At 38.2% G+C, this 25,999-nt stretch carries 26 protein-coding genes and 1 tRNA gene; 10 read left to right on the plus strand and 17 right to left on the minus strand.

The features are described 5' to 3' along the window. Positions 1–2 precede the first annotated feature (2 nt). Together A3O17_RS01030 and zapA are read right to left on the minus strand one after the other, a co-directional pair. Complete coding sequence (locus tag A3O17_RS01030) at positions 3–506, minus strand: CvpA family protein (RefSeq protein WP_064212662.1); 504 nt, start codon at positions 504–506, stop codon at positions 3–5. An 8-nt stretch (positions 507–514) separates the two neighbouring features. Next, positions 515–772, minus strand: coding sequence for a cell division protein ZapA (zapA, locus tag A3O17_RS01035; RefSeq protein WP_064212661.1), 258 nt, complete (start codon positions 770–772; stop codon positions 515–517). 183 nt (positions 773–955) lie between these two features. Here zapA and asnB point away from each other — a divergent pair, with 183 nt between their 5' ends. Beyond that, a complete protein-coding gene (gene asnB / locus A3O17_RS01040) occupies positions 956–2,845 on the plus strand; it encodes an asparagine synthase (glutamine-hydrolyzing) (protein WP_064212660.1) in 1,890 nt (629 codons plus the stop codon). A 268-nt stretch (positions 2,846–3,113) separates the two neighbouring features. On the opposite strand, the gene fba is transcribed toward asnB, so the two are convergent. Both fba and A3O17_RS01050 read right to left on the minus strand, forming a co-directional pair. Beyond that, positions 3,114–3,980, minus strand: coding sequence for a class II fructose-1,6-bisphosphate aldolase (gene fba / locus A3O17_RS01045; protein ID WP_064208127.1), 867 nt, complete (start codon positions 3,978–3,980; stop codon positions 3,114–3,116). Positions 3,981–4,099: 119 nt separating this feature from the next. Further along, positions 4,100–4,408 (minus strand): hypothetical protein, encoded by a 309-nt coding sequence (locus tag A3O17_RS01050; protein WP_057827676.1) that lies wholly within the window; start codon positions 4,406–4,408, stop codon positions 4,100–4,102. Between the two features lie 280 nt (positions 4,409–4,688). Here A3O17_RS01050 and A3O17_RS01055 point away from each other — a divergent pair, with 280 nt between their 5' ends. After that, complete coding sequence (locus A3O17_RS01055) at positions 4,689–4,937, plus strand: hypothetical protein (protein WP_064208125.1); 249 nt, start codon at positions 4,689–4,691, stop codon at positions 4,935–4,937. 172 nt (positions 4,938–5,109) lie between these two features. Here A3O17_RS01055 and A3O17_RS01060 read toward each other — a convergent pair whose 3' ends face one another. Both A3O17_RS01060 and A3O17_RS01065 read right to left on the minus strand, forming a co-directional pair. Beyond that, a complete protein-coding gene (locus tag A3O17_RS01060; RefSeq protein WP_064212659.1) occupies positions 5,110–6,330 on the minus strand; it encodes an MFS transporter in 1,221 nt (406 codons plus the stop codon). Between the two features lie 259 nt (positions 6,331–6,589). Then, positions 6,590–7,999, minus strand: a complete 1,410-nt coding sequence (locus A3O17_RS01065) for an MFS transporter (protein ID WP_064208123.1) — start codon at positions 7,997–7,999, stop codon at positions 6,590–6,592. Between the two features lie 240 nt (positions 8,000–8,239). Here A3O17_RS01065 and clpP point away from each other — a divergent pair, with 240 nt between their 5' ends. Further along, positions 8,240–8,833: an ATP-dependent Clp endopeptidase proteolytic subunit ClpP gene (gene clpP, locus A3O17_RS01070; RefSeq protein WP_057827673.1), complete on the plus strand. Its 594-nt coding sequence runs from the start codon at positions 8,240–8,242 to the stop codon at positions 8,831–8,833. Positions 8,834–8,885: 52 nt separating this feature from the next. On the opposite strand, the gene A3O17_RS01075 is transcribed toward clpP, so the two are convergent. Further along, entirely contained in the window at positions 8,886–9,530 is a 645-nt protein-coding gene (locus tag A3O17_RS01075; protein ID WP_064208122.1) for a hypothetical protein, read from the minus strand. Between the two features lie 180 nt (positions 9,531–9,710). Between A3O17_RS01075 and A3O17_RS01080 the strand changes: the two genes are divergently transcribed. Continuing rightward, positions 9,711–11,117, plus strand: coding sequence for an APC family permease (locus tag A3O17_RS01080; RefSeq protein WP_064208121.1), 1,407 nt, complete (start codon positions 9,711–9,713; stop codon positions 11,115–11,117). Between the two features lie 38 nt (positions 11,118–11,155). Here A3O17_RS01080 and A3O17_RS01085 read toward each other — a convergent pair whose 3' ends face one another. From A3O17_RS01085 to A3O17_RS01100, 4 genes are all read right to left on the minus strand, one after another. Beyond that, positions 11,156–12,451, minus strand: coding sequence for an extracellular solute-binding protein (locus tag A3O17_RS01085; RefSeq protein WP_064212658.1), 1,296 nt, complete (start codon positions 12,449–12,451; stop codon positions 11,156–11,158). 283 nt (positions 12,452–12,734) lie between these two features. Beyond that, on the minus strand, positions 12,735–13,700 hold the full coding sequence (gene manA / locus A3O17_RS01090; protein WP_064212657.1) for a mannose-6-phosphate isomerase, class I: 966 nt from the start codon (positions 13,698–13,700) through the stop codon (positions 12,735–12,737). Between the two features lie 70 nt (positions 13,701–13,770). Then, positions 13,771–14,760, minus strand: coding sequence for a serine hydrolase domain-containing protein (locus A3O17_RS01095; protein WP_064212656.1), 990 nt, complete (start codon positions 14,758–14,760; stop codon positions 13,771–13,773). Next, positions 14,741–15,424 carry a histidine phosphatase family protein gene (locus A3O17_RS01100; RefSeq protein WP_064212655.1) on the minus strand — a complete coding sequence of 228 codons (684 nt, stop codon included), beginning with the start codon at positions 15,422–15,424 and terminating at the stop codon, positions 14,741–14,743. The genes A3O17_RS01095 and A3O17_RS01100 overlap by 20 nt, the downstream gene beginning before the upstream one ends. A 126-nt stretch (positions 15,425–15,550) precedes the next feature. Here A3O17_RS01100 and A3O17_RS01105 point away from each other — a divergent pair, with 126 nt between their 5' ends. Next, positions 15,551–15,886 carry a hypothetical protein gene (locus A3O17_RS01105; protein ID WP_064208116.1) on the plus strand — a complete coding sequence of 112 codons (336 nt, stop codon included), beginning with the start codon at positions 15,551–15,553 and terminating at the stop codon, positions 15,884–15,886. A 43-nt stretch (positions 15,887–15,929) separates the two neighbouring features. On the opposite strand, the gene A3O17_RS01110 is transcribed toward A3O17_RS01105, so the two are convergent. After that, complete coding sequence (locus A3O17_RS01110; RefSeq protein WP_064212654.1) at positions 15,930–16,196, minus strand: hypothetical protein; 267 nt, start codon at positions 16,194–16,196, stop codon at positions 15,930–15,932. A 139-nt stretch (positions 16,197–16,335) separates the two neighbouring features. Between A3O17_RS01110 and A3O17_RS01115 the strand changes: the two genes are divergently transcribed. Both A3O17_RS01115 and A3O17_RS01120 read left to right on the plus strand, forming a co-directional pair. Further along, a tRNA-Gln gene (locus A3O17_RS01115) sits at positions 16,336–16,408 on the plus strand. 286 nt (positions 16,409–16,694) lie between these two features. Further along, complete coding sequence (locus tag A3O17_RS01120) at positions 16,695–17,474, plus strand: Abi family protein (RefSeq protein ID WP_064212653.1); 780 nt, start codon at positions 16,695–16,697, stop codon at positions 17,472–17,474. A gap of 14 nt (positions 17,475–17,488) precedes the next feature. Here the strand turns inward: A3O17_RS01120 and A3O17_RS01125 are convergent, their stop codons facing one another. The 5 genes from A3O17_RS01125 to A3O17_RS01150 form a co-directional block, all read right to left on the minus strand. Continuing rightward, positions 17,489–18,385: an IS3 family transposase gene (locus A3O17_RS01125; RefSeq protein ID WP_081255497.1), complete on the minus strand. Its 897-nt coding sequence runs from the start codon at positions 18,383–18,385 to the stop codon at positions 17,489–17,491. After that, positions 18,385–18,918, minus strand: coding sequence for a helix-turn-helix domain-containing protein (locus A3O17_RS01130; protein ID WP_064208764.1), 534 nt, complete (start codon positions 18,916–18,918; stop codon positions 18,385–18,387). Before A3O17_RS01130 ends, A3O17_RS01125 begins: the two co-directional genes overlap by 1 nt. 568 nt (positions 18,919–19,486) lie before the next feature. Then, on the minus strand, positions 19,487–20,974 hold the full coding sequence (gene yjeM / locus A3O17_RS01140) for a glutamate/gamma-aminobutyrate family transporter YjeM (protein ID WP_064212651.1): 1,488 nt from the start codon (positions 20,972–20,974) through the stop codon (positions 19,487–19,489). Between the two features lie 230 nt (positions 20,975–21,204). Continuing rightward, entirely contained in the window at positions 21,205–22,143 is a 939-nt protein-coding gene (locus A3O17_RS01145) for a nucleoside hydrolase (protein ID WP_064212650.1), read from the minus strand. A gap of 126 nt (positions 22,144–22,269) precedes the next feature. Beyond that, positions 22,270–23,619, minus strand: a complete 1,350-nt coding sequence (locus tag A3O17_RS01150) for an MFS transporter (RefSeq protein WP_064212649.1) — start codon at positions 23,617–23,619, stop codon at positions 22,270–22,272. Between the two features lie 116 nt (positions 23,620–23,735). Here A3O17_RS01150 and A3O17_RS01155 point away from each other — a divergent pair, with 116 nt between their 5' ends. The 3 genes from A3O17_RS01155 (at position 23,736) to A3O17_RS01165 (ending at position 25,968) form a co-directional block, all read left to right on the plus strand. Further along, complete coding sequence (locus A3O17_RS01155) at positions 23,736–24,824, plus strand: ArsR/SmtB family transcription factor (RefSeq protein ID WP_064212648.1); 1,089 nt, start codon at positions 23,736–23,738, stop codon at positions 24,822–24,824. Between the two features lie 22 nt (positions 24,825–24,846). Then, positions 24,847–25,341 (plus strand): hypothetical protein, encoded by a 495-nt coding sequence (locus A3O17_RS01160; protein ID WP_064212647.1) that lies wholly within the window; start codon positions 24,847–24,849, stop codon positions 25,339–25,341. 78 nt (positions 25,342–25,419) lie between these two features. After that, on the plus strand, positions 25,420–25,968 hold the full coding sequence (locus A3O17_RS01165; RefSeq protein ID WP_064212646.1) for a DNA-3-methyladenine glycosylase I: 549 nt from the start codon (positions 25,420–25,422) through the stop codon (positions 25,966–25,968). Positions 25,969–25,999: the final 31 nt, after the last annotated feature.

Consider the following 25,999-nt stretch of genomic DNA (forward strand, 5'->3'; position numbering starts at 1 on the left):
AATTAATTTTGATCATTATAGTCATTCATTATCTGCTGTGAGATCACCGGTGTTTTCTTTAAAATCCATTCAGCAACCGGCGATTGTTGAACCGTGGCCCGCACGTTTTGACTTGGCCATGCTGCCATCAATAACAGCGCAAAGAAAATTACCACGTACATTAAAATCGTTGATAGGGCTGCCCCCGCCAAGGCATTAACCTGCGAAATTAATGGTAACTTGGTAATCCCGTTGACTGTCCGTGCTAAAAAGCGATAAATAATACTGCCGACAATTGCAATGATCCAAAATGCAAGCACGTTATAAAACATTCCTGAAAAAATCGAATTTTTCCAGAGTGCCGGCATCATCGTTGCTAAAGCTGCGCCCATCGGTTTGGCTAAAAAGATTGCGAGCAAAAAAACAATAACGTAACCTGCAACACTTAACAGCGTCATCAAAAGCCCACGCTTAAGGCCAAAGCGAAAAGCTAAAATCAACAATAAAACGATAATTAACGTTAACATTTAATCACCTAGTCTGTCTGATCTTCAATCTTCCGTTGCAACTTATCTAATTCTTCCTGCTTTTCTAATTGATCTGAAACTGCGTTGATTGCTAAAAGTAATGCGGCCTTCTTTTCCGAAAGGGATGGCATCATTTTTTTGATCGTTGCCAATTCTTGGTTTGCAACTTCCATTACCGCATTCATGTGTTCAGGGGTACTCTTCCCAATAATCGTAAATTCTTCGCCGTCAATTTGAACCTTAAACCGGCGTTTTCCCTCTGCCATATCAATTCCGTCCTTTCAATCACTTAATATTGATATTTTAGCATATTTCGCCATTAAAAGACGGGCGAAGTTCCTTAATAAATCGCCAAGATTTCGATTTAATGGTTGCAACAATTGAAATATGCTTTATTATTTACAGTAATAGCGATATAATTCGTTCATATATAAGAAAGGAATTTGATTATGTGTGGAATTACAGGATTCATAAATGATTCAATGGGTGCTGATGAAAAACGCCCCATTTTAACTAAAATGATGGATGCAATCAAACACCGTGGTCCCGATAGCGGCGGTCAAGTCGTTGACGAAAATGTTGCCATCGGAATGCGGCGGTTAAGCATCATCGATGTCCACGAAGGAAAGCAACCAATCTTTAACGAAGACAAATCAAAGGTCATCACATTTAATGGTGAAATTTACAACTTCCAAGAACTCCGTGAAGCCCTGGTTGCTGCCGGGCATAAATTTACAACGCATACTGATACGGAAGTTATTCTTCATGGATACGAAGAATACGGAACAGACATTTTAAAGAAATTACGCGGAATGTTTGCATTCGTCATTTACGATTTCAAGACAAAGGAACTTTTTGGTGCGCGTGATCCATTCGGAATCAAGCCATTTTACTACACTCAAATGGGTGATACCTTCATGTATGGTTCTGAAATCAAGAGTTTTTTACGTCACCCAGGCTTTAAGAAGGAACTTAATAAGCAAGCCTTGAAACCGTTCATGACATTCCAATACTCAGCATTGAACGAAACATTCTTCAAAGGTGTATATAAATTAAAGGAAGGTCATTACTTCATCTATCGTGATGGGACAATGGACATTCACCAATACTTCGATTACAAGGCTCAACCTTCAAACGAATCATTAGGTGAAATTACTGATGAAATCGACAATGCCGTTGTTGAATCAGTAAAGGCCCACTCAATCACTGATAAGGAAGTTAAAACTGGGGCTTTCCTTTCAAGTGGGGTCGACTCAAGTTACGTTGCTTCGGTTCTTAAGCCGCATACAACGTACTCAGTTGGCTTTGATCGCGGAAAAGTTAACGAAATCAATGACGCTGAGGACTTGGCAAAGGAATTAGGAACAAACATGAAGTCCGAAACAATTGATGCCAATGACGCATTCAGTCACTTTGCTCAAATTCAATACTTCCTTGATGAACCAGATTCAAACTTCTCATGCATTCCATTGTTCTTCTTGTCAAAACTTGCTGCCAAGGATGTTAAGGTTGTCATGAGTGGTGAAGGTGCTGACGAATTATTCGGTGGTTACCAAGCATACGGTTTCTGGACCAAGTCACGGATGATCCGGTTGATTGCTGAAGCATTGAAGAAGTTGCCACGCAAGACCCGGAAGAAAATTGCTGATTCAATTCGGGACAAGGACTTCCACGGCAAGGCTCACTTGTACACATCAATCGCCCCTGCTGAAGATTTCTTCATCGGTGATTCACGGGTCTTTGAACCGGAAGAAGCAACCGAATTCTTGCAAGACGATTATCAAGACGCACCAACGATTCAACAAATCATTGGGCCAACATACGAAAAAGTTGAAGACCAAACTGCTGAAATTCGGAAGATGCAATACCTTGACTTGCACCACTTCATGCCTGGCGATATCTTATTAAAGGCTGATAAGATGACGATGGCCGCTTCCCTTGAAGCCCGAGTTCCGATTCTTGATGTCGAAGTTGCTAAGGTTTCAGAAAAGGTTCCAACCAAGTACATGATCAACTCAAAGAACACGAAGTATGCATTCCGGCAAGCTGCTAAACGCCACTTACCAAAAGAATGGTATAACCGTGAAAAACTTGGTTTCCCAACCCCTATTCGGGACTGGTTACACGAAGAAAAGTACTACAAGATCGTGCGGGATGAATTCTCACAAGATTACGTTAAGGAATTCTTCAAACAAGACAAATTGCTTAAGATGCTCGATGATTACTATGATGGTAAGAACGACAGCCGGAAGCAAATTTGGAATGTTTACACGTTCTTAACATGGTATAAGGTATACTTCATCAATGATGGTGAAAAACCAGCTGTTGAAGAATTTTAATTGAATTAAGAAGGTGTGACAAAACGCTAAAAACGGGCGTGGTGGAAGCAGAAAAGCGAACGAATCGCGTCAGCGTAGATTCGGAGGTTTTCGAACTTTCACTCAGCTCGTTTGTTTTGGAACCCGATTATGCAGATATAGCAAAGAGGCTGTGATTTATGTCACAACCTCTAAATTTTTATGTTTGATTTATTTCCAAATCAAAGACAACAAAAAAAAGCCGCGATTTAAAATCGCAGCTTTTTTATTTATGTCAATTAATAATCGGTTATTTAATTGATGGTGTACCAAGCCAGCCGATGATTTCCTTAACTGTATCAACGATTGCTTGTGTACCAGGAGCAAGTAACTTACGAGGGTCGTAACCTTTACCTTCTTCATCCTTACCTGCTTCGATGTATTTACGAGTTGCAGCAGCAAAGGCAAGTTGGTTTTCTGTGTTGATGTTAACCTTTGAAATACCCATGCTGATTGCTTTTTCGATTTGTTCTTGAGGGATACCTGAACCACCGTGTAATACTAATGGTGTATCAACAGCGTCAGCAATTTCCTTCAAACGGTCGAAGTTAAGACCTTGCCAGTTTTCTGGGTACTTGCCGTGGATGTTACCAATTCCACATGCTAAGTAGTCAACGCCTGTTGCAGCCATTGTCTTAGCTTCTTCAACACTAGCTAATTCACCGGCACCTGTGATACCGTCTTCTGTACCACCGATTGAACCAACTTCGGCTTCAACAGAAATGCCGCGTTCGTGAGCTAACTTAACAATTTCCTTTGTCTTTTCTAAGTTTTCTTCAAATGGTAAGTCGTGGCCATCAAACATAACTGATGAGTAACCAGCCTTAATGCATTCCTTAGCAGCTTCATAGTTACCGTGGTCTAAGTGCATGATAACTGGAACTGTGATGTTCATAACACGCATTTCGTTTTCTACTAAGTTCTTAACTAACTTGTAGTCACCCATGTACTTAGCAGCACCCATTGAGCATTGAATTAAAACAGGTGTGTTTGTTTCTTGGGCAGCTTGAAGAATAGCACGTGTCCATTCCAAGTTATTTGTGTTGAACGCACCAACAGCGTAGTGACCCTTACGAGCATCGTTGTAGATTGCGTTACCGTTTACGAATACTGACATAAAACAGCCTCCTAAAAATATACATGTAATTACTCTTACGAGTACGCCATTATTTTACCACACATTTAAGCGGTTGCGAAACCGTCATTTTGTGTTTTTCGGAAAAACACCCTTGCTTTTTAAGCAACATGATTTTCATGCAGGATATTTTCAACAACTTCTTCCATTTCCGGTGTTCGTTTCCACTCTTCAAAATGGTCAAAATTTTCTTCTGGCATTTCAAAATTTTCATTAATGTAATTTTCGTATGCAATCACGTTTTTTGAACGCGGAATGTTTAACTGAACAATTCGCACTTCTTTAATAAAACCGCGAATCGCCGCTAATTCTGCCCGGCCATTTTGAACAATGTTTGAAATTTCAAAATACCGCGAACCATCATTGCGCGTAATTTCTTCAATCAACGTTAACGTTTCATGACTCTTCATGGCGATCCCTCCATTTAAATTCCTAGTTCCAGTGTACAAAAAAATGAAGCAATAAAAAAGAGGCTATGACAACTGTCACAACCTCGGCATAAGAGAGAAAGAGAATTGATTAGAAGGTAAATTATTAAATACCTTACACTGATAATATATATCACTATGTAAGCGTTGTCAATAATATAATCAAAAATTTTTGATTTTAAAATTCGGTTGCGTTTTTGAATTTGATATTCTCTTTCAAACCCTTTCATATTATAATGAAACTCGTGAGGGAGGGATCATATTGATTAACCATAAACAATTCAAACTCAGCGTTATTCTTGGGGTCATCATTTTTGGAATTCAGCTTTTGATCGGGTTAAATCCGCACACTGGAACTTACCACCGAATCCACCCCGTTTTCGCGCTTTTTAAAACTGAATTATGGTACATTCCGATCCTGTACATTATTTTAAAACTCTTCGTAATTTGTGCGATTATTTACCTGATTTTTCGGGTTATTAATTACTTTTTAAATTATTTTCGAGGTTAAAAATAAGACTGCGTCGCAACTAAGACGCAGCCTTTTTATTATATTCACATAATCGGGTTCCAAAACAAACGAGCTATGTGGAAGTTCGAAAACCTCCGAATCTATGCTCCGCGATTCGTTCGCTTTTCTGCTTCCACCACGCTCGTTTTTAACGTTTTGTCACACCTTCGCTTTACGCTTTCTTCTTTCCCATTTCTTTTAATCCAGGAATCAGCAGCATTACAATAAAACTTAAAAGATACATTACTGATAAGAAGCCCATTACGACATTCATTGAGTACTTGCTCATCAAAAAGCCGATTACAATTGTTGAAAAACTTCCGACCGTTTTTCCGACATTCATGATCAAGTTATTCGCAGTTGCTGAAATGTCAGCTGGGTACAGGTATGTCATAATAGCGCCATAGCCACCGTACATTCCGTTTGCGAAGAAACCAACAATCGCTCCTAAAATAACCAACTCGATCATGTTGCGGGCTTGAATCAACGCATAAATCACAAATGCAGCCCCAATCAAGAAGCAGCCAAATGACTTCCGCGGACCAAAGTAATCTAAGATATTTCCGAAAACAAGCATTCCAATGCACATTCCGATAATCGTCGCTACCATCCATAATGATGATCCACGAACAGTAATGCCGAGTTGCTTTTGCACGATGGTTGGAAGCCAGTTCATCAGGCCGTAGTAACCACCCGTTTGCACGATCAGCATGAAAATCAAACCAATCGTTTGCCCGGCAAGTTGAGGAGTTTCAAACAACCGTGAGAATGAAACTTTCGGCTTGTCTGCTTTCTTTTGGTTATTCAAGAACGTCGGACTTTCCTTTAAATTCCGCCGAATAAAGAACGCTAAGATCACTGGGAAGACCCCGACTAAGAACAAGACGTGCCAACCAAAGTGCGGTAAGATCAATGCTGATAAAATCGCAGCAATGATGCCCCCAAGTTGGCCGCCGATACTTGCAATCGCCGTTATCCGGCCATACCGCTTAGCTGAGAAATACTCACCAATCATTGCCATTCCGGCACCGTATTCCCCACCTTCACCAAAGCCGACGAGGAAGCGCAAAATGCAAACCATCGTAAAGCTATTTGCAAAGTACATTAACGCTGTTGCGCCGGCAAAAATAAAGATCGTATATGAGAAAATCTTTACCCGGCCATACTTATCGCTCAGGATTCCAAAAATCAATCCCCCAAGCAACATTCCAAGGTTGGTGATCGTGTTGATCATCCCGGCTTGAGTCGTCGTAATTCCCAAACTGGCAATTACGGAAGTCAAAGCGAAAGACATGAAGTTAAAGTCCATGTTTTCAAAAGAAAAACCAGTCGCAGTAGACGCAATTACACGCTTTTGATCCTTACTGAGACTGGTTGGTTTTGAATTATCCATAAATATCTTCCTCCAAAATTAATGCTCACAGGCATTGTTTATTTTGACTTAAGTCATATCAGGAAGATATTTTACGCTAATTATTAAAAAAATCAAGGTGTGACAAAACGTTAGAAACGAGCGTGGTGGAAGCAGAAAGGCGAACGAATCGCGCAGCATAGATTCGGAGGTTTTCGAACTTCCACTCAGCTCGTTTGTTTTGGAACCCGATTATGCACAAAATAAAGAGGCCGTGATATAAATCACAACCCCACCTTTTCTAAGCTTCCTGTTCTTCTTTTTTCTCCGCTTGTTCTTCTTGCTTACGTTCGATTTTTTCTTCTTCAGATTCCTTTTCCATGATTCGGTTGTATTTCTTCTTTAAAATCAAGAGAAGAATACATGCCACGACGTAGAATCCAGCTGCGATGTAATATGCAATCGCATAGCCTGATGGATCTTTCAGTAAGAATAATGACGTAAATAATCCAACCCCGATTCCGACAACCGCATTGACGATCGTTGTTAATGAACTAAATGCGGGCCGTAAGTTTTTCGGGACAAGCGCCATTTGCAATGACTGTTGAACCGGCATTGAAGCGTTGGCCAAGCCCGAACGGAGGAACAAAACAATTCCGATTGCAATTGCCACGTTGCTGCCGAAGATATTCCCCTTAGCCATCAGCAACATCAATGGCGTGCACGAAAGCGTCATAACTGAAATTGAAACAATTGAACCGAATTTCTTTTCCAACCACGGTGCAAATGTGTAACCAATCAGCATCGCAAAGGTTTGCAAAGTAATAATTGTTGAAACGGTTCCCCGTTGAATATGCAAGAAGTTATTCAGATAAATTGGGAAGTATGGTGTTACCAAGTATGCCCCTACCCGAATTAAAGCAAGGAACGTAACGAATAAGACAATGTCCTTTTGCGCCAACATCTTAAAGTTAACGGCCTTCTTAGCTTTCCGTTCAGCAAGTTCGGCTTCCGTTTCTGTGTAATCGCTTGGCCGTTCTTTCAAGAACAATGAGCAAATAAATGCTAAAACGGTAAAACCAATCGCAATGTAAATCACTGACTTGTATGATGTGATGTAGTTATGTAACATACTGCCTTTCATGTGAGCTTGGTTTCCTGACAAAACTGAAGCCCTGTCGTAACCGATCCCCATGATCTTACTGAAGACCCAAACAACAACTTTTCCACCAAAGAACGTTACGATTGCTTGGGTAACCAGGTTCGTGATCATGACAGCTGACATCATGAATGTCCGAATTTTCCGCGGAACATAAACTGAATACATTAACGGGTACATGAAGTCGTAAATTCCAACTCCGGCAGTCAATAATGCGTAGGAAATCGCAATAATTTGCGTATTTTCAGTAAAAATCATTGCTAACATCGTTGCAATCGTTAAAATTGGAGCAACGACCAAAACTTTTTTATATCCGGTCTTGTGAATGTAAATCAGCATAATTGCCATTAAAACTGATCCAATCGCAGTATAAATATTCAGTCCGGTAACAACTTTCGGCGCAGCAAGGTCAAGGTATGAAACCAAGGTATTATTGGTGATCCCTGTAACCGCACCTAATAAACCATAAATTACAATGTACACAAAACAGTTCCGTTTATACCGGCTTTCCCAATGAAGCGCCGGGTCATTTAACGCGGGCATTCCTGACATTTCGCCATCTCCTTTAATTAACGTTAAATTAAGTATACCATTCTTTTTAATCGTTTTATAATCTTTTTGACATATTTTTATCATATTCAGTTCATTATTTTATTAAAATCTTTTAATCACGGGCTTTGTTTCCTTTTAATTTATTATTTGACCTTTTTTGACCAAAGGGTTAGAATGTAATCAATCAGTTTTGTGTGCTAAACTCAAACTAGTTACTTTATTTTAAGGAGGCAAATTCTCATGAATTTAGTTCCAACAGTTATTGAACAATCTGGTCAAGGCGAACGTGCTTATGACATTTACTCCCGTTTGTTAAAGGACCGGATCATTATGGTATCAGGTGAAATCAACGACGACATGGCAAATGCCATTATCGCCCAATTACTTTTCCTTGATGCCCAAGATTCAGAAAAAGATATTTACATGTACATTAACTCACCCGGTGGTTCTGTTTCAGCTGGGCTTGCAATTTACGACACCATGAACTTCGTTAACGCTGACGTTCAAACAATCGTAATGGGCATGGCTGCATCAATGGCATCAATTCTTGCAACCGCTGGAGCAAAGGGCAAACGGTTTGCATTGCCAAACTCAGAAATTATGATTCACCAACCACTTGGCGGTGCTCAAGGTCAATCAACTGAAATTCAAATTGCAGCTGAACACATTCTTAAGACCCGCAAGTTGATCAACCAAATTCTTGCTGATCACACTGGTCAATCAATCAAAAAGATCAACGCCGACACCGATCGGGATAACTTCATGACTGCTCAAGAAGCCGTTGATTATGGTTTGATCGATGGAATTATGGAAAACAAGAAGAAAATGAAATAGTCGATTGCCTAACAAAAAGGCATCTTTTCGGAAATTGTCCGAAAAGATGCCTTTATTTTTTCCTAATTTTCACATTCCACAAATATTTACAATACGCAATCATGCTTTCAACAACGATACAAAAGAAATAAATTGTAAAAAGAATTACCAAGAAAACCGTGAACACGTCGCTTAGCCCTAAATTGGGAAACGGATAATCCGAATCGCTGTATATTATCCAAATGAAAAAACAGTCAAACAACAGCATAACGAGAAACATAAAAACGTAATCCTTATTAGAATCAGCAACGTCTTTTAGCCCGACTGGATCCTCGAATTCATTCGAATCAACATGGCGGTTAAACAAATACCATCCAACGGCAAGCACTCCCGCAAGGATTCCCAGCCACCAATGAAACTTCCATTCAAATGAGTTTAACCATTGCATCAGCGCCGTCTCTTTGGTGTTAATTGAATAATAGTATGGGGTAACCCACGAAATTAATTCATCCCAACAAATCAAAATCAAAACAATTCCCAGGATAATCATATTGTAAATCAGCATTTTTCTGGAAGTTTTTGCTGACGCGTGAAATTTTACAAAGCGATGTTCTTGCGTATCATAGTAAATCAAAATTGAATGTTTCTTCTTCTCGCCCTGAACACTCATGCGCCCGTATTTTAAATAGCGGGTAAATTTTGAATCTTTGGATTTCATACATTTTCCCCCCCTTTTTCTTAATTTTACCATTAATTTCCAACCAATATTTTCTAAAAAAGCAGTTGACAATCATTCACGGCCTATGTTAACTTACTAATAATAAGTTAACGAGGAGGTGTTTTTAATGCAGTCATGTTTATTCCCATTATCAATTTAAAATAATGGGAGGTTTAATAATTGAAGACACAAAATCAAAATTTAAAATGGTATAACATTTCATTCATTGCATTTACTTCAATGTGGAGTATCAACAATATCTTTAACAACTATTCGCAACAGGGAATTCATGCAATTTTTTCATGGATTCTTACAATTCTTTTTTACTTGTTTCCGTATTTATTCATCGTTAACCGGCTTGGAACAGCTTTTCCTAACAGCGATGGTGGGGTTAACACCTGGGTCAATCAAACGATCAACGCCAAAACTGCATACCTTGCATCATGGACTTACTGGGCAGTTAACATTGCATACCTTGCCCAAAAGCCCCAAACAATTCTTGTTTCCTTAATGTGGCTGTTTACCGGCAAAGCAAATGCAGTTAATCAACTTCCATCAACGATGATTGCTGGATTCTCCATTGGAATTTTACTTTTCTTCGTTTGGCTCGCTTTAAAAGGAATCCATGTTTTAAGTCTGATCGGAAATATTGCTGGAATTACGTTGCTGCTGATTTCAATCATCTTGATTGGGCTTTCATTTGCGGCCATTTTTATCCTGCATCTACCAGCGGCATCTCCGCATCTCAATAACGTTCAAACTTACTTTCCGCGATTTACGCCTGCATATTTCACTACACTTTCAATGCTGATTTTTGCAGTTGGCGGAACAGAAAAAATTTCGCCGTATATCGGTAATCTTAAAAATGGAAAACGTGAATTTCCTAAAAGCATGCTTTTGCTCGCCCTTTTGGTTGGTGGATCAGCAATTCTTGGAACGTTTTCGTTAAGTTTTCTGTTTAATGACCAAGCGATTCCTCAAGATTTGATGATGAACGGCGCATACATGGCTTTTCAAAAATTAGGCCGCATTTTCCATTTAGGAAATTCACTCATGATTTTATATGCAATTTCAAATGTTCTTTCGCAAATTGCAGCATTGATTATTTCCATTGATGCGCCCGCAAGAATTCTTTTTGCCAAAAATAATCAACGGTTCATCCCACGTATCTTAATGAAACGAAACGCTCACGGCGCACCGATAGGCGGATATTTTCTAACCGTTATTCTAAGCGCAATTTTAGTTATTATTCCAACGTTAAAAATTAAAAATGCCAGTAATTTTTATAACTGGTTACTGAATTTAAACTCGGTTGTGATTCCGTTTAAATTCTTATTTATTTTTCTAGCATTTATTTTTCTCATTAAACACCTTTCAATCCATCGTTGGAAAAAATTTTCTCAATTATTCCTTGGAATTTGGATTTTTTCCATAACCTTGATTGTCAGTATTCTTGGAATGCTTCCTAAAAATATTGAAACTTTTTCTTCTAACTGGTGGTTCCAATTTGCTTTAAATCTTGCTACCCCAATTATCCTAGGCGGATTAGGAATCATCCTGCCAGTAATCAAAAAAAGAATAAAATAAAAAAATTTCCTTCTGGTTATTCCAGAAGGAAGTTTTTGTTATTGATTCCATGCACTCTTTAATTTCTGTGCATTTTGTTTGATCAACTGATTTCGATTACTATTTGGATGAGTCAAAATATCTTGCATAATTTGATTCAATTGAACGAATGCCGTATTTGAATTCTTAACGACTGGCATCGTAAACATGTTTTCAGTTGAATTTGACAAGATTTGTGGAACCTTTGTCCCTGCAAGGTTCTTATAACTGTCACTCTTTAAAACTTGATTGTTGACCGGCATGTAACCCGTTGTTTTTGCCCAGTACAACTGTTGTTTTGGTTCGGTTAAGAACTTCATGTATTCAAATGCCGCTGTCCGTTGAGCCTTGCTGGCATTCTTGAACATGTAAATGTCTGTCCCTTGTTGCAAGTTACTCTTGCTTGGACGGGCAGCCACCGCATAATTAACATGCGTTGGTTTAATGTATTGTTCAGATGATGAAGCGCCGACAAACATTGCAACTTTCCCGTTCGTAAATGGAAGATACATGTACTTTTGAGCGCCGGCAATTTGGAAGTAGCCATCCTTGACCCCATCAGCATAGTAGTTGATGACTTTCTTTGAATCTTTTGAATCAAAGTTCAATTTCGATGTGAATGAATCGCCGTAGCCTTTCATTCCAATGACGTAATAGTTATTCAACGCATCAAAGCCCGCCCCAACAACTTTATGATTTGACTTTTCATAGATTTCCTTTGAGGCTTGCTTTAATTGAGCCATCGTCTTGGGAACCTTAACCCCGTACTTCTTCAAAAGATCCGGGTTGTAAAACAAGACTTCCGTCGACTTGTTAAATGGAACCCCATATTGTTTTCCTTTAATGGTTGCCCCTTCAAGGAATGGTTTGGCAATGTTTGACCGTTGGATTGAACCAAAACCAATCTTCGAATTATCAAAATATGGCTTTAAGTCAACTAATTGGCCGTTAGTTGCAGCCGTGTACAACCATTGCGGATAAGCCTGCGTAATCGTTGGCAAGTTTGAAGGATTTTGCATGGTTGAATTTAATTTGCCTTGCAAATCAGAATAATCGCCTTGATTTTCAAGCTTGACTTCGATATTCGGGTGAGCTTTTTCAAAGTCAGCCGTCATCTGCTTCAATGCAGTCGAAGCACTTCCGCTCATTGCATTCCAAAACGTGATCGTTGTCTTCTTTCCCGTTTTGGTAGAAACATCATCTGCATGGACTGCGAAAGTCCCCTGTTTTGGTCGGTTAGAACCAAGTGCAAAAACAGTTAACATCGCAACTGCTAACCCAAGAATGGTTCCCAGCCGCCAATTTCTCTTTTTCATAGCTTATGTATTAATCTCCTTATATAAAGAATACATAGTTAAGTATACAACTTATTTCATTTAAAAGGGAATTTTCAAAAAAGACTTTAACAAAAAAGAAGGTGTGACAAAACGTTCAAAACGATCGTGGTGGAAGCAGAAAAGCGAACGAATCGCGCCAGCATCGATTCGGAGGTTTTCGAACTTCACTAGCTTCGCGTCGTAGCTCGTTTGTTTTGGAACCCAATTATGCGGGAATAACAAAGAGACCGCAACTTATGTCACAGTCTCTTAGTCATATTAACTATGCTTTTTCACCCGGTTCTGATGCAATAATCTGCATCTTCCCGCGAATTGTCCATTCCTTAACGTCATACGGCAAGATAAAGTGCATGCCCTTCTTCAAATCATACAGTTTGCCGTCAACTTCGATCTGGCCGTCGCCGTCAAGAACTGAAACTAATGTGTATGGCGCATTGCCGCGACTAAACGTTCCTTGACCGCCGTCAACCTTCCATTCATAAACTGCAAAAAATTCAGTTGAAACGAATTGGGTAACTGCTACGTCACCAACTTGATAATGCTTTTGATTCAATTTTGGATCCTTGTGCGGAATCATTGCGCAATCAATTGATTGTTGAATGTGCAAATCACGTTTTTTGCCGGTTGAAGCATCCACCCGGTCAAAATCATACATCCGGTATGTGGTGTCAGAACTTTGTTGGGTTTCAAGCACCATGATGCCCTTACCAACCGCGTGAACGGTCCCGCTTGGAACGTACAGAAAATCACCGGCATGCACTGGAATTTTCCGCAATAACTTATCCCATTCGCCTTTTTGAATCATTTCCGCAAATTCTTCACGACTTTGAGCATTATGCCCATAGTACATCATTGCGCCTTCATCAGCCTCGATCACGTACCAGCATTCCGCCTTGCCCAATTCATGTTCGTGTTCTTCAGCATACGCATCATCTGGATGAACCTGCACTGATAAATCAATTTTAGCATCTAAAATTTTTGTCAATAACGGGAAAACATCTCCTTGAGCATTCCCGAAAACTTCCCGGTGGTCTTTCCAAACTTGGTCAAGCGTCATTCCCTTATACTTCCCGTTTTCAACCGTTGCGGGCCCATGCGGATGAGCAGAGATCGCCCAGCATTCCCCGGTATGGTCACTTGGAATTTGATAGCTAAATTCTGTTGCTAATTTGTCACCGCCCCACATTTTTTCTTGAAAATATGGTTTCAAAAACATTGGTTCTGCCATTCATAATTCCTTCTTCACTGATCAGATTTACCTTAATTCTATCAGGAAGAGCGCTAAATGTAAACGCTATCTATTTGATAAAATCCGCAACTAATTGATCCCGGAAGTCAAGAAATGCCTGGTTATCCGCGGTTGGATGAACCCGGTTCGTCAAGACGATCAATCCTTCTTGGCGTGCTTTGCTTAGTAAAATGTACGTTCCGGTATATCCCGTATGATAGATCCACGGCGTTTGATCCGGTGAAATGCGGAGGTCCCATCCAAGCGATCTCCCTAAATAATGCGTTGTCCAATCTTTGAAAAGGGAATCAATCGTTGAACATTGTAAAAGATCATTCTCAGTAATCCCTAAGATCCACTGCGCAAACTTGATCAAATCATTAAGCGACATAAAAAGACCGGCGGAACCACAATGCTCCTTCAGGATAAATGCCTTGGGATCATGGACTTCACCTTGGATCAACCCCCGATCAGCCGTCATCTCCGTGGGAACACAATTTTCTTTAACCGGATCAAAGGTACTTTCAGTTAATCCGAGCGGAATCAAAACTTCATTTTGAATTGCCGTCTGAACCGGTGCTTGGTAAAATTTCTCAATTATTTGTCCAAGCATGATCAGGCCGACATCAGTATACACAACTTTTTGATCAAACCAATCGCCCACCGAAAGTGAATCAAGAGCGGCAAGTAACTTGTCCGGCGGTAACTGGTTACGGTGCGGAATGTATCCTGAAATTGCGGATGTATGCGTTAATAAATGGCGCACCGTTACCCGCTGATCGTTAAAAAGCGGAATATGATCTGCGATCCGGTCATCAAGGGTGATCATTCCCTGCTCGATCATTTTCAAAATCACCGTTGTTGTTCCAACGACTTTAGTTAATGAGGCCATGTCATACAACATTCCCCATCGAAGCGGCTGAACTTGCGGAACCAAGGCAGCATTGCCGTAGACCATCGTTTCTACTTGTCCATCGTGCAAATGAGCGTAGGATACCCCAGGAACGATCTGTTCATCAACCATCTGCATCATTCGCGCCTTAACTTTGTCTGCCTTCATCTGGATCCTCCTGTCTCAACTGATTTACATATCTGATTTTAAATTCGCCGTTTTGATAATCAACTAGACTTGCCCGGGAATTATCAACCAAAAATAACGGCACTTCCCCATAAAGACTTTCGATAAAATTCGATAGGATCAACCCATGAGTAACGATCAAAATATTGCACTCCTGGTCTTGATATTCATCGCCGATCATGCGCAATGCCCTGCGAAAGCGAGTATTTAACTGCGCTGCATTTTCAATCTCTTCCGTTCCATCCATTGTCCGAAACAGCCGAATCAATTCGCCAACGTGCTCTTCATTCAAGAAGGCCCGGATAATTTTCTTCAATCCGAGGGTCCGTAATGCTTGTGGGATCAATTTCATGTTCTTGGCTTCTTCAAACTGGCCGAAACTCATTTCACGTAGATCCGGATCACGATAAATTGGCGGGATCTTGCGTTGATTTTCCTCTAAAATATACTTGGCCGTTGCTTGAGTCCGTTTCAAATCACTGGTGTAAACTGCCCGAAACTCGAGGTTGCGCAGTTCATATCCTAAGCGTTTGGCCATCCGAATTCCCTTTGCCGTTAAAGGAGAGTCGGTAATCCCCTGCAACCTTGCAGCGCGATTTAGTTTTGTTTGTCCATGCCGAACAAGGTAAAAGTGAACCGTTGCCATTTAAACTCTCCTTTCATATCATCTACTTTTAATTATACCGATTAAAAGCGTTTTTATGAATAAACTTAATTATCTTTTTTTGGACTTTCCTGTTAAAATGAAAATATATCATTGAGAGAAGGTTTCATGTTGATCGAGTTTGAATTTGAACCAATTTATGATGTGTTAAAACGAATTGAAACGCATCCCGAACTAATCATCGCAATCAAATCACCGTATAAAAACGTTGTCCAGGTTTTCATCCCTGACACAACGCCGGTTGAACACGCTGATTTTTACTTCCCATCAAATAAATTGATGGTTAACCGTCTCCCGAATGAATTTATTAAATCGCATCCTAATTTATTTGCTGATTATTGGGAAGCAACCGGTAAGCCACGTCCAAGTTTTGATGAGGTTTGGGCAACGACCGCTCATTTGTTAAAGGAAAAGGCTTATTTGGTTGAATTGTCATTTGAATAGTAAGAAACGAAACGCATCTGCGACCATCTCGCAGCTGCGCTTTTTAATCATCTAAATTTTCTTCAATATTTAATCCGTATAAATCGTTGACCGGTAATTCTTTCTCAACTTGATGAACGACAACGAGTGCCACTGCACCCTTGCTTGATACGTAACCGGCAAAATTCGTAACTTCTTCGACCTGATAAACTAACCCGTCAGTATTATAAAGATACTGCCCAACGGCTGGAAGAGTTTCAAACTCAACCTTATTCATTCGATAGTAATCATCATGGGCGTGATCATGCATCACGATCAAAACCTTATGCATCTTTCAATCCCCTTTTCATCTTTTGAATTCATTATACCGGATCGTGGCGGTTTTTAAAGAAAAATTTTATTTCAAATTTACTTTGTTGGTTCTTGACATTCATTTTAAAGTTTAATAAGATAAGAAAGTCAGGTTTTATTGGGTATTAGCCAAATTGGTAAGGCAGAGGACTCTGAATCCTTAATGTACTGGTTCGAATCCAGTATACCCAATTAATATTTATTCGTTCCGTTATGTCAGGTTGGCATGGCGGTTTTTTTATTACTTTAATCATTTCATATGTTTTCATAGAATATCACAATTTTTCACCATAAACCTAGCCAAAAGATCTTAGTCAAAGGCGTAACTGTTAACTTAATTGCTAGCAGTTTTTTATTTATCCTTTAGTATTACTAATTAGTTATTTTCTGACTTTCAAATTATGTTTTTTTACCTTTATCCTAGTTGAATAATTATATATAATTGGGAATAATCATTTTATTTTAAAGGGGTCTTGTAATGAAAAAAGTAAAACTTGGAAAAGACATTGATAAGTTAATTGAGCATATCAATAATAATCATCAAATTCAACTTAAAAGTGAGCGACAGAAAAAAGAATTACTAAATATGGGATATTTTCATTCACATAAAGCATACTTATTCCAAAAAAATCCAGTGAATAAGTTACCCATTCAAAATTTCGATGAAATTGAGAAAATCTACCGTTTAGATAATAACTTAAAAGCGCTAATTTATTCTAAAATTATGATGCTTGAAACTGCTATTAAGGCAAGAGTAATAACATGTATTGTATCAAATAATGAATCGTCAATTTACTCGATTATAAATAATGAAAAAAATAATATTTACAAATCGTATAATTCAAAGAACGTGGAATTAAAATTAAAGAAACAAGGTTTTGAAAATAAATTAAATACTCATGAATTTGATAACGGAGAGGACGCTTCTATAAAACATAATATTCAAAACATCGAAAAAAGCATAAAAATTTTAAATACCAATTATAAAAAACAAAATAAGTCAATTTTAGAGCTACAAAACAGAATTGATTCCATTATTTCAAGAGATTATAGTCAATCTGGCATAACACAACACTATATGCACAAAAACGAATCCATTCCTTTGTGGGCCTATTTTGAATTGATTACTTTTGGCGATTTAGGCAAATTTCTATCCTGTTTAACAGAAGAAACGAGAATTAACATTTGTAAAGCCGTAAAAATATATGATTCAAGATTTAGCCCCAATATATTAACTGAAGTGCAAGACAAAAGTTAGACAAAATTAAATTATCAAGCTACTAAGGCGTGATTTCGGTATTCAACCGGAGTCATGCCTTTTGTTTTTAAAGTCGTTCTAACGTTATTAAAATATTGAACATAATTTTGAGAAAGTTTCCCTAATTCTGTAATATCTTTACATGGCGGAAAGCCGGCCAGTAATTCCGTTTTGTACAGGTGAAAGAAACTTTCTACTGGAGCGTTATCTAAGCAGTTTCCCTTACGGGACATACTTTGAACAAAGTGATAATCCGCTAGCTTTTGGGTATAGTAAGCTAACTGATAATGCCAGCCTTGGTCGGAATGAATGATTGGCTGGACACTATCAGGTAAGTTATCAATTAATTCTTCAAGGGTGCGCATAATTAGTTCTTTATTCGGACTAGAACTAAGCTGGAAGGCTAGAATCTCTTGACTGGCTTCATCAATCATTACTGAAATATAAGCCCATTGATGGTTAGCCAACCGGACTTGCGTAACATCTGTATGAATAACTTGGTAAGGTTGGTGCGCATTAAATTCTTGGTTCAATTTATTATCTGCAATCTTACCCACCGTGCCATGATAGGACGAATATTTACCGTTACGGTGACGGTTATAGAGACTTACTTGAATGTTTAGTTCACCCATTAGCTTACGAATTGTATCACCAGACAAATGTAATTCCATTTTATCTAATTCGGCTTGAATCCGGCGATAGCCCGCAGTCCAACGTCCTCGGACCTTAAAGCGTTGTGCGATTTGAAGAATCATTTTCTTCGCTTTTGCGTATTTATCATGAGGATTGGCAATCCGTTTACGCTCATCGTGATAAGTTGCCTTGGGAAGCATAATAGCCTTGAGTAGATCACCAATCTTATAACGTTGCTTTTTAGGTAATGATTCTTGATCGTCCCTGATCTGATCCACTATTTGCGTTTTCTTCCGGGCTTTGAGGGTCCGAACAGGGTCAGCGATTTTTTTAAGATGTCACGCTCCATTTTGGTTTCATAAAGTTCCTGATTTTTCTTCGCTAGTTCTTCTTTTAAGCGGTCAAGCTCACTTTGATGTGCGAGCTGACGACGTTGTTTTTTAGGATGGTTCACTTTCGGTGGCCTACCTTTCGGTTGAGGATTCAAGGCAGTAATTCCTTCCCGTTCAAACCTTGAACGCCAGACAGAAATCTGTGGCGGTGAAACGTTAAAGCGTGCCGCTACTTCAGCCATCGAATCCTCGTGAGTTTGGTAATAGTTTATCACATTTATTTTGAAATCAGCAGTAAAATTCCGTTTATGTCGCCGCCGCTTGAGGACGTCAGGACCATTCAACCGGTATCCTTGAATCCACTTAGCGATTTGCCTTTTTCCAATATGGTATTTCTTACTTAAATCATAGGTACTCTGCGCAGTTGAAAGATATTCATGAACAATCTGCGCTTTTAATTCAGGTTTATATTTAACCATACAAAAAGTGCCTCACAATCATTAGTTTTCTGTCTAACAATTGTAGGGCACTTCATAACTAACAGTGTTTATTTGCTTAAAGATTTAAGAAATGCCGTTGCACATAATAAAGTTATATTTGATTGTCGGTTTAAAACTAACAGGCTGAATAAAGAACTCAGACAGTTCTTTAATCGACATTTATTAGTTGATGTAGATATAACGTTTCAATCTATTACAGATTATATCTTAACAATATGCTACTTTCTAAAGTCATTAGAATTCGCTAATTGCGAAATATCAAGCTTCTTTAATGAATATAAAAAAATTATCTTTGAGCTCAAAAATGATAATTCATTTAACAAACAAATCTTTGATAAACTTTTTAATGACATCGAAATTACTAAAATTAATAAGTTTAGTATTGACAACTTATAAATCAACAATTAGGATATGAGTATAATCTAATTGCGGTGTGATCTTGCGGGACACACCTTTTTTATTATCCTTTATTAATTTTAAAAATGAAAAAAGAAGCGATCACAACATCGCTTCTCAATTCAGTATTCTTTTTGTTACTTCTCATCCATTAATCCAATTTTGACTCCGACCGCTTATACAAAATCCAGCCAACAACCCCAAAGAAGATCGGACCGAATGCTGTCCAGAAAGCAGTCATATAATCATGACTTAAAATTGGTTCAACGCAAGTAAAGACAATTCCGGCAGCAACAACAAGCCACACAATGCTTGTAACCGTCCAAACCACCTTTTTATTCTTGTAGAAGACAAACGGCCGGTCGAGATTTTGCTTTTGCTTAAAGAACGGGAAGGCAGCAATCAAAAACAGATACGGAGCTGAAGATGAAACGTTCATCATGTCCGTTAAAATCGTATAGAACTGAGTTGCAGCTTTTCCACCGAATGCTACAAATAACATGATCAGGCTGACAACAAGAGCTTGCAGCCACATTGCGTTGGCGGGCATTCCCTTATCGTTCAGTTTCGTAATCTTCTTTGGCAAAAGGCGCGAATCGCTTCCCAGTACAAATGACTTAACTGGTGAATAAATCATCACAAAGGCGGCCCCTAATCCCGTAAGAACGTCTGACAATGCAGTGATATGGGAGAAAAGTTTTCCAATTCCAAGCGCTGCTGTTCCGAATAATCCAAAGGCCTTTCCAACTTCGATCCCCAGATTATTGATCAAAACATATTCGCAGTTTGCCAAGTCAACTGAACTCTTTCCTAAAACCGAATGCCAGTTAGTTGAAATTCCACACATTGTAATCAAAATCAGATAGAACAACGTCATTAAAATCATTACCGTGATCAAAGCTTTCGGATACGTCTTTTCCGGCTTATCAACCGAATCAATCACGCCAGACGTTGTTTCCAGGCCGCCATAAGCAAAAATTGCATATACTAAGAACGAAATAATAGCAATTGGTGACTGAAAATTACGGTTCGGCGACTTCGTAAAGCTCTTGATTCCCGTAATCCCTTGGGCTAAAACTCCATGATGAGCAATTAAAACCACGATACTGAACAAACTGAATAACAGCGTAATTCCAAAAGCAAAGATTCCACCGAATGTAGCGACCTTCGCAATTTTATCAATTCCCCGGCTGGCCAAGAATGTAACTAGCAAAATAAAAAGCACGCCTAAGATTCCGACAACCTGGTTCGAATTAAACGGACCAAAGCCCCACGTTTGGGTTTTATCTGAGCCAAACAGTGCAGTTGAAACTGCCACGATGAAGAACTGGGTCGATGATACCAACCAAACAACCCAAGCAGCAAGCCAAATAAAAGTTCCAATAAAAGCAAACTTTTCATTGGTTGAACCCTTTAACCATGAATAGATTCCCCCCTTGGCTTCCTTAAATGTTGCTCCGTATTCAGCAAACATCAATGCTGACGGCAAAAAGAATGCCACGGCGGCAACGATATACCAAATAATACTTGAGTATCCCATTTGATAAAAGGCAGTCATCGAATTACTAAATCCAAAAATTGCTGAAAAAATCATCAAAACCAAACTGCCATATGTAATCTTTCTCGACTGAGAATTCATAAAACCATCCCTCTTATGATTAATTTTTAATTAGCTAATAATTAAAATATATTAATTTTAATGATAACATTTTAATCTGTCAAGGATAGATTTTAAATTAGCTCCTAAATTATCGGTATTTTAACAAAGCATTAAGTTTGATCGGTTTGCTTAATTTATGAGAATTTTATAATAAAAAGCCCTGAATTGGCATTTAAGAGCCAGTTCAGGACTTTCGTCTATTCACTTAATTATTCAAATTTTGCTGATTCTGCCAATTGGTCCATGATTTCATAGAACCGATCTTCATACGCTTTCGTTACCAATGTGATTTCGCGGCCATCGTCAGTTGGGTATGTTCGCCCATCAGCTGGTCCGCCAACCATTACATCGCTTTTGACCTTCTTCGTTTCAATCGTTTCAGGATACAAACTCGAAATTGTGGTTAAAACATCCCAAAGATAGTAGACTGAATTAGCTTCATAGTTGAGCACTAACGCATATCCTTGGCCAATCAAATCCATTGCTGGATATTTCCGCAAACTTGCCCAGTGATCACGTAATTGAACGTTCAATGGCAACTCCTCGGTACTTTCCAAACCAACCATTTGAATATCTAATGATGAATCCCAAACTGTTTTAACGGCTTCCGGATCCCAAAAAGCATTCCATTCAGCCGTTCCATCATAACTCGGTTCAAGAACATTGCCGTGACCATCAAGGCATCCGCCCATCCAGTATAACTTTTCGATTTTATCCTGAATCCGGGGTTCAATTTCCAATGCACGGGCTAAATCAGATAACGGACCGGTCATGATCAACGTTGTCTTTTCGTCTTGAGCCATAATTTTATCGATCATGTCTAAATGAGCAGGCTTTGCAGCTTGCGGGGTTTTAATTGTTCCCTTTTCATTTAAAATCGGGAAAGAATTAAATGCGTATGAACTTAACCGCCATTCTTTCGGGAACGGGTGCTTTGGTCGCGAATTTGAAAGCGCCACTTCAACATCTTGATGATGCGTATTGAAACGGTCGATCATTTTCCGCGATGCTTCAGCAGCCGGTTCAACGAAGCAGTCGGCATCCGTTACGCCGATCCCAATCAATCGAATATCAGGGACTTGCAACAAAAGCAAAAGCGAAGTTAAATCATCAATATTGCCATCATGATTAAAATAAACGTTTTTCATAATAATTCTCCTCAAAAAATAGTAGTGATGAAACACGTATTATTTTAGCATATTTCAATTTTAAAATTAATATATTTTTAAACGATAACAGAGATTACCACTCGTAACATTCACTTTAAATAGAAATTATAACTCCTTTCTTTTAAGAAAACTGATCAATAAAGTTACTCCAATTAAAATCAATGTAACTAAATATCCTGTTTTGATTCCCAAATATTCACTTTTTCCAAATTCATACATGATAATTGAACCAATCGAACTTCCAAGAGCAATCGCAACGTTTTGAGTCATTCGTTGCAGGGCACTCATTTCCCCTTGCTCAGCTAAACCAACAGCTCCCATTAAGGCTGCAACATTTGAAGGCTGAAAGAATCCTCCACCAACTCCATATAAGAATAGCAATCCCGTTATCCATAAAGGAGACAGTTTTGGTGGAATCATTGCTAGTCCAACAAACGAAAGCAGCATTAAAAGTATCCCAATAAGGCTAAACTTTACGTTTTTTGTTCCATCGTTTAAATTACCAGCAACCTTTGAAAAGATTGCAATTCCAACTGGAGCTCCAAGAACCAATAACCCCGTCATTCCAGTACCTACATGTAAAATATTTTCAAAGAAAAATGGCGGTAACAGGAAGATAACAGCAGAAGCAAAACCAAATAACATTGTTTGAATTAGTAAAATTAATGTCTTGGAAGTTTTTAAAATCTTAATATCAATGATTGCATCGTTTTTACGCTTTTCAATGTTATATAAAATAAAGGCAATCACAACCGCTGCCGCGATAAATATTAATCCTAAGTTTCGCGTATCGTTCTTCTCAAGTTGATTTAATCCAATTAATAGTCCTGAAATCATCAATGCGTTCAAAACAAATCCTTGATAGTCAATTTTCTTTTCATATAGTTGTTCTGAAACGTTTCTTAATAACAATCCTTCGCAAATTATCCCAATTAAAGTAAACGGAATATTAATTAAAAAGATTAACCTCCATGACCCTAACGACAACAATAAACCACCAAGTGAAGGTCCAAGAACCGGACCAAGACCAATCATTATTCCAATCGTTCCAATTGCTTTATTTTGATTTTGTGGCCGAATAAGAGTCGTAATCAATGAAACTGACGTTGCTTGCAATGCAGCTGCCCCAATTCCTTGAACAATTCTAAAAACGATAATTTCTGAAATTTGGGTTGAGATTCCACACAGAAGCGACGCTCCCATAAAAATTATCATTCCCCAAAGCGCAATTTTTAATTTTCCTTTTTGATCACTTAAAATTCCAAATAACATAATAAAAATTGCAAGGCTCGTGGTGTATCCAATAACCGTTAATGCAACCGTATTTGGACTGGTGTGAAAATAACTTCTGAAAAAAGGCAATGCGACGTTGATAATTCCCGTATCTAAAGTCGACAAAAACATTCCAATCGCCGCGACAATAACGACTAATCTTTCTTGGCTTCGATTTAACATATTTACAACTCCTTCAATTATTTTCTTTTAAAGAAGACATCATTATGTTAAAATTCCACCGAAATATATTCCAACAATTCTAAGAATATCGAATTGAAACGTAAAGAGGGATTTTTATGAGTGTTCATATTAAATTTGGAAATTATAGCAAACTTTCAAGTGATACCCTTACTCAACGAGTTCAATTTACATTGTCACCAGTCAATGAACTTTTTCGAAGCTTGCATGTTCTGCTAAATCCTAAACATCATGGTCAAAACTTAAACTGGGTTTTACAAATCAAACATAAAATTTCCGATGAAATGTATGTCGATCTCCAGTACTTTAAGATCTTATATGAATTGGGAACACCTTCATTTTTAATTCCCAATCTCCAGTCATTTTCTACCGACCTTGATAGTGAATTTAATCAATTACTAGCTAATTTAGATCACCTTGATTTAGAATGGGTTATTCAACAAGTTGAGCAACTATCCCATGAACGCCAAAATGATTTTATTCCAACTCTTGCAAAGGGAGTTGAGTGGGCAGATTTTAAACCAACACCTGCAACAAATTTGATTCAAGATTTAAAAGCTAATCCACAAAAAGTATTTGATCGTTTCAAATGTTTTTTAATAAACTATCGTCAAACCATTTTTGATGAATTTTTTTATCAAAATAAAATTGTTTCAAAATTGACTGCCGAAATTGAAAGAGAAACTCAATTACTTCAAACTGGGTTTCAGACTTTAATTAATGATCTTCAAAACGACCGAATCTTTTGGAATAATGATGAAATTACAATTACCAAACCTTTTGATCAAACATTTAACTTGGAAAATACTGGGGCAATCCTTCTTCTGCCAAGTACATTTACATGGCCTCACCTTTTTGTTTCGCCATATAAAAATAACGTTGTTATTAACTATGGCTTTGAAAATCAACATTATGCCTCGTTCAAATTTGATACGCTTCAAAAGGTTTTCAGTGCTTTAAGCGACCCGATTCGATTAAAAATTTTAATCCAGCTTTTTAACCAACATCAGACCACCCCAACACTTACGAGCATTATGAATATTGGAATGTCTACCGTGTCACGACACTTACAAATTTTAAAGGAAGCTGGCTTAATTAAATCCCACCGCCAAGGAAAATTTGTTCTCTATGAACCAACAAATTTAATTACAAATTTGATACCAGACTTTTTTGAATATCTTTTATAACATCCCAAGGAGGCTTTTAGTAATGAAAGACGATATCATCAGTATTTTGTCATGTAATCAATTTTTAACAGAAAAAGAAATTCAAAAATTTTTGCCATCAGTTTCTTCAAAAAAGGAAATTCAAGAAATTCTTTTACAATTACAAAGCGAAGATAAAGTCGCTAAATATAATTTTTCGAATCGAAATTACTGGATCAGTGCCCGAGGTGTGCATCCTTCTTCACTTGGAACCCAAGTCCAAAAATATCTTTCTAATCGAAAAATTGCCCAAAAGCTCCATTTGGCACGAACGTGTTACCATCATTTAGGTGGAAAGTTGGCAGTTCAAATTTTCACGAATTTTTATAATTCAAATAAAATCAGTCTTACTAATTTTACCAACTGTAAGTTAACAGATTCCGGGATCAAATTTATTAGTTCAGTTCTTCCAAAAACGAATTCTCAAAAGGTTAAAATTGATGTCGACTTTTCAGAACAAAAGCCGCACATCGCTGGAGTTCTTGGAAAAATATCATGAACTATCTTATTGAAACCAATCAAATTAGTTTAACCAGTACGCGATTAGTAGAAATTAATAACCAGGAGGTCTTCAACTTTGGCAGATAAACCACGTTGTCAGTGGGCAACTCAGAATCAGCTTGCACAAGAATATCACGATCATGAATGGGGAGTTCCATGTCATGATGATCAAAAATTATTTGAACTTCTAACCCTTGAAATCTTTCAAGCCGGATTAAGCTGGAATACGATTTTGAAAAAGCGTCTTGCTTTTAAAGCAGCATTCGATAACTTTGATGTTACTAAAATCAGTCAGTATTCTGATGAAAAAGTTGAAACGCTCTTGCATGATGCAACGATTATCCGCAACCGCAAAAAAATCGAAGCGACGATCAACAACGCCAAAATTGTTCTAAAGCTCCCAACATCACTGAATGAGTATTTATGGCAATTTACTGATTTCAAAACGATCAAGCATCATTATCAAAGCTATCGTGAAATTCCCGCTAAAACAGAACTCTCAATCAAAATCAGCAAGCAAATGAAAAAGGACGGCTTCCAGTTCACCGGTCCAGTGACGATTCAATCGTTAATTCAGGCGATTGGCATGGTCGATGATCATGAAGTTAGCTGTTTTCGATATTAAAAAAAGACTCATGTTAGCGTTAGGCTAGCGT

The organism is Ligilactobacillus aviarius (assembly GCF_001654615.1).
Taxonomy (GTDB): Bacteria; Bacillota; Bacilli; order Lactobacillales; family Lactobacillaceae; genus Ligilactobacillus; species Ligilactobacillus aviarius_B.

Coding starts and splice junctions, on each gene's coding strand:
- A3O17_RS01150 (WP_064212649.1), bottom strand. CDS start 23,619: ATGTTAAATCGAAGCCAAGAAAGATTAGTCGTTATTGTCGCGGCGATT.
- A3O17_RS01075 (WP_064208122.1), bottom strand. CDS start 9,530: ATGAAATCCAAAGATTCAAAATTTACCCGCTATTTAAAATACGGGCGC.
- A3O17_RS01130 (WP_064208764.1), bottom strand. CDS start 18,918: ATGGTTAAATATAAACCTGAATTAAAAGCGCAGATTGTTCATGAATAT.
- fba (WP_064208127.1), bottom strand. CDS start 3,980: ATGTCAGTATTCGTAAACGGTAACGCAATCTACAACGATGCTCGTAAG.
- A3O17_RS01050 (WP_057827676.1), bottom strand. CDS start 4,408: ATGAAGAGTCATGAAACGTTAACGTTGATTGAAGAAATTACGCGCAAT.
- zapA (WP_064212661.1), bottom strand. CDS start 772: ATGGCAGAGGGAAAACGCCGGTTTAAGGTTCAAATTGACGGCGAAGAA.
- A3O17_RS01105 (WP_064208116.1), top strand. CDS start 15,551: ATGTTGATCGAGTTTGAATTTGAACCAATTTATGATGTGTTAAAACGA.
- A3O17_RS01145 (WP_064212650.1), bottom strand. CDS start 22,143: ATGAAAAACGTTTATTTTAATCATGATGGCAATATTGATGATTTAACT.
- A3O17_RS01160 (WP_064212647.1), top strand. CDS start 24,847: ATGAAAGACGATATCATCAGTATTTTGTCATGTAATCAATTTTTAACA.
- A3O17_RS01100 (WP_064212655.1), bottom strand. CDS start 15,424: ATGGCAACGGTTCACTTTTACCTTGTTCGGCATGGACAAACAAAACTA.
- A3O17_RS01095 (WP_064212656.1), bottom strand. CDS start 14,760: ATGAAGGCAGACAAAGTTAAGGCGCGAATGATGCAGATGGTTGATGAA.
- A3O17_RS01085 (WP_064212658.1), bottom strand. CDS start 12,451: ATGAAAAAGAGAAATTGGCGGCTGGGAACCATTCTTGGGTTAGCAGTT.
- A3O17_RS01155 (WP_064212648.1), top strand. CDS start 23,736: ATGAGTGTTCATATTAAATTTGGAAATTATAGCAAACTTTCAAGTGAT.
- A3O17_RS01030 (WP_064212662.1), bottom strand. CDS start 506: ATGTTAACGTTAATTATCGTTTTATTGTTGATTTTAGCTTTTCGCTTT.
- manA (WP_064212657.1), bottom strand. CDS start 13,700: ATGGCAGAACCAATGTTTTTGAAACCATATTTTCAAGAAAAAATGTGG.
- asnB (WP_064212660.1), top strand. CDS start 956: ATGTGTGGAATTACAGGATTCATAAATGATTCAATGGGTGCTGATGAA.
- A3O17_RS01065 (WP_064208123.1), bottom strand. CDS start 7,999: ATGTCAGGAATGCCCGCGTTAAATGACCCGGCGCTTCATTGGGAAAGC.
- A3O17_RS01060 (WP_064212659.1), bottom strand. CDS start 6,330: ATGGATAATTCAAAACCAACCAGTCTCAGTAAGGATCAAAAGCGTGTA.
- yjeM (WP_064212651.1), bottom strand. CDS start 20,974: ATGAATTCTCAGTCGAGAAAGATTACATATGGCAGTTTGGTTTTGATG.
- A3O17_RS01120 (WP_064212653.1), top strand. CDS start 16,695: ATGAAAAAAGTAAAACTTGGAAAAGACATTGATAAGTTAATTGAGCAT.
- clpP (WP_057827673.1), top strand. CDS start 8,240: ATGAATTTAGTTCCAACAGTTATTGAACAATCTGGTCAAGGCGAACGT.
- A3O17_RS01110 (WP_064212654.1), bottom strand. CDS start 16,196: ATGCATAAGGTTTTGATCGTGATGCATGATCACGCCCATGATGATTAC.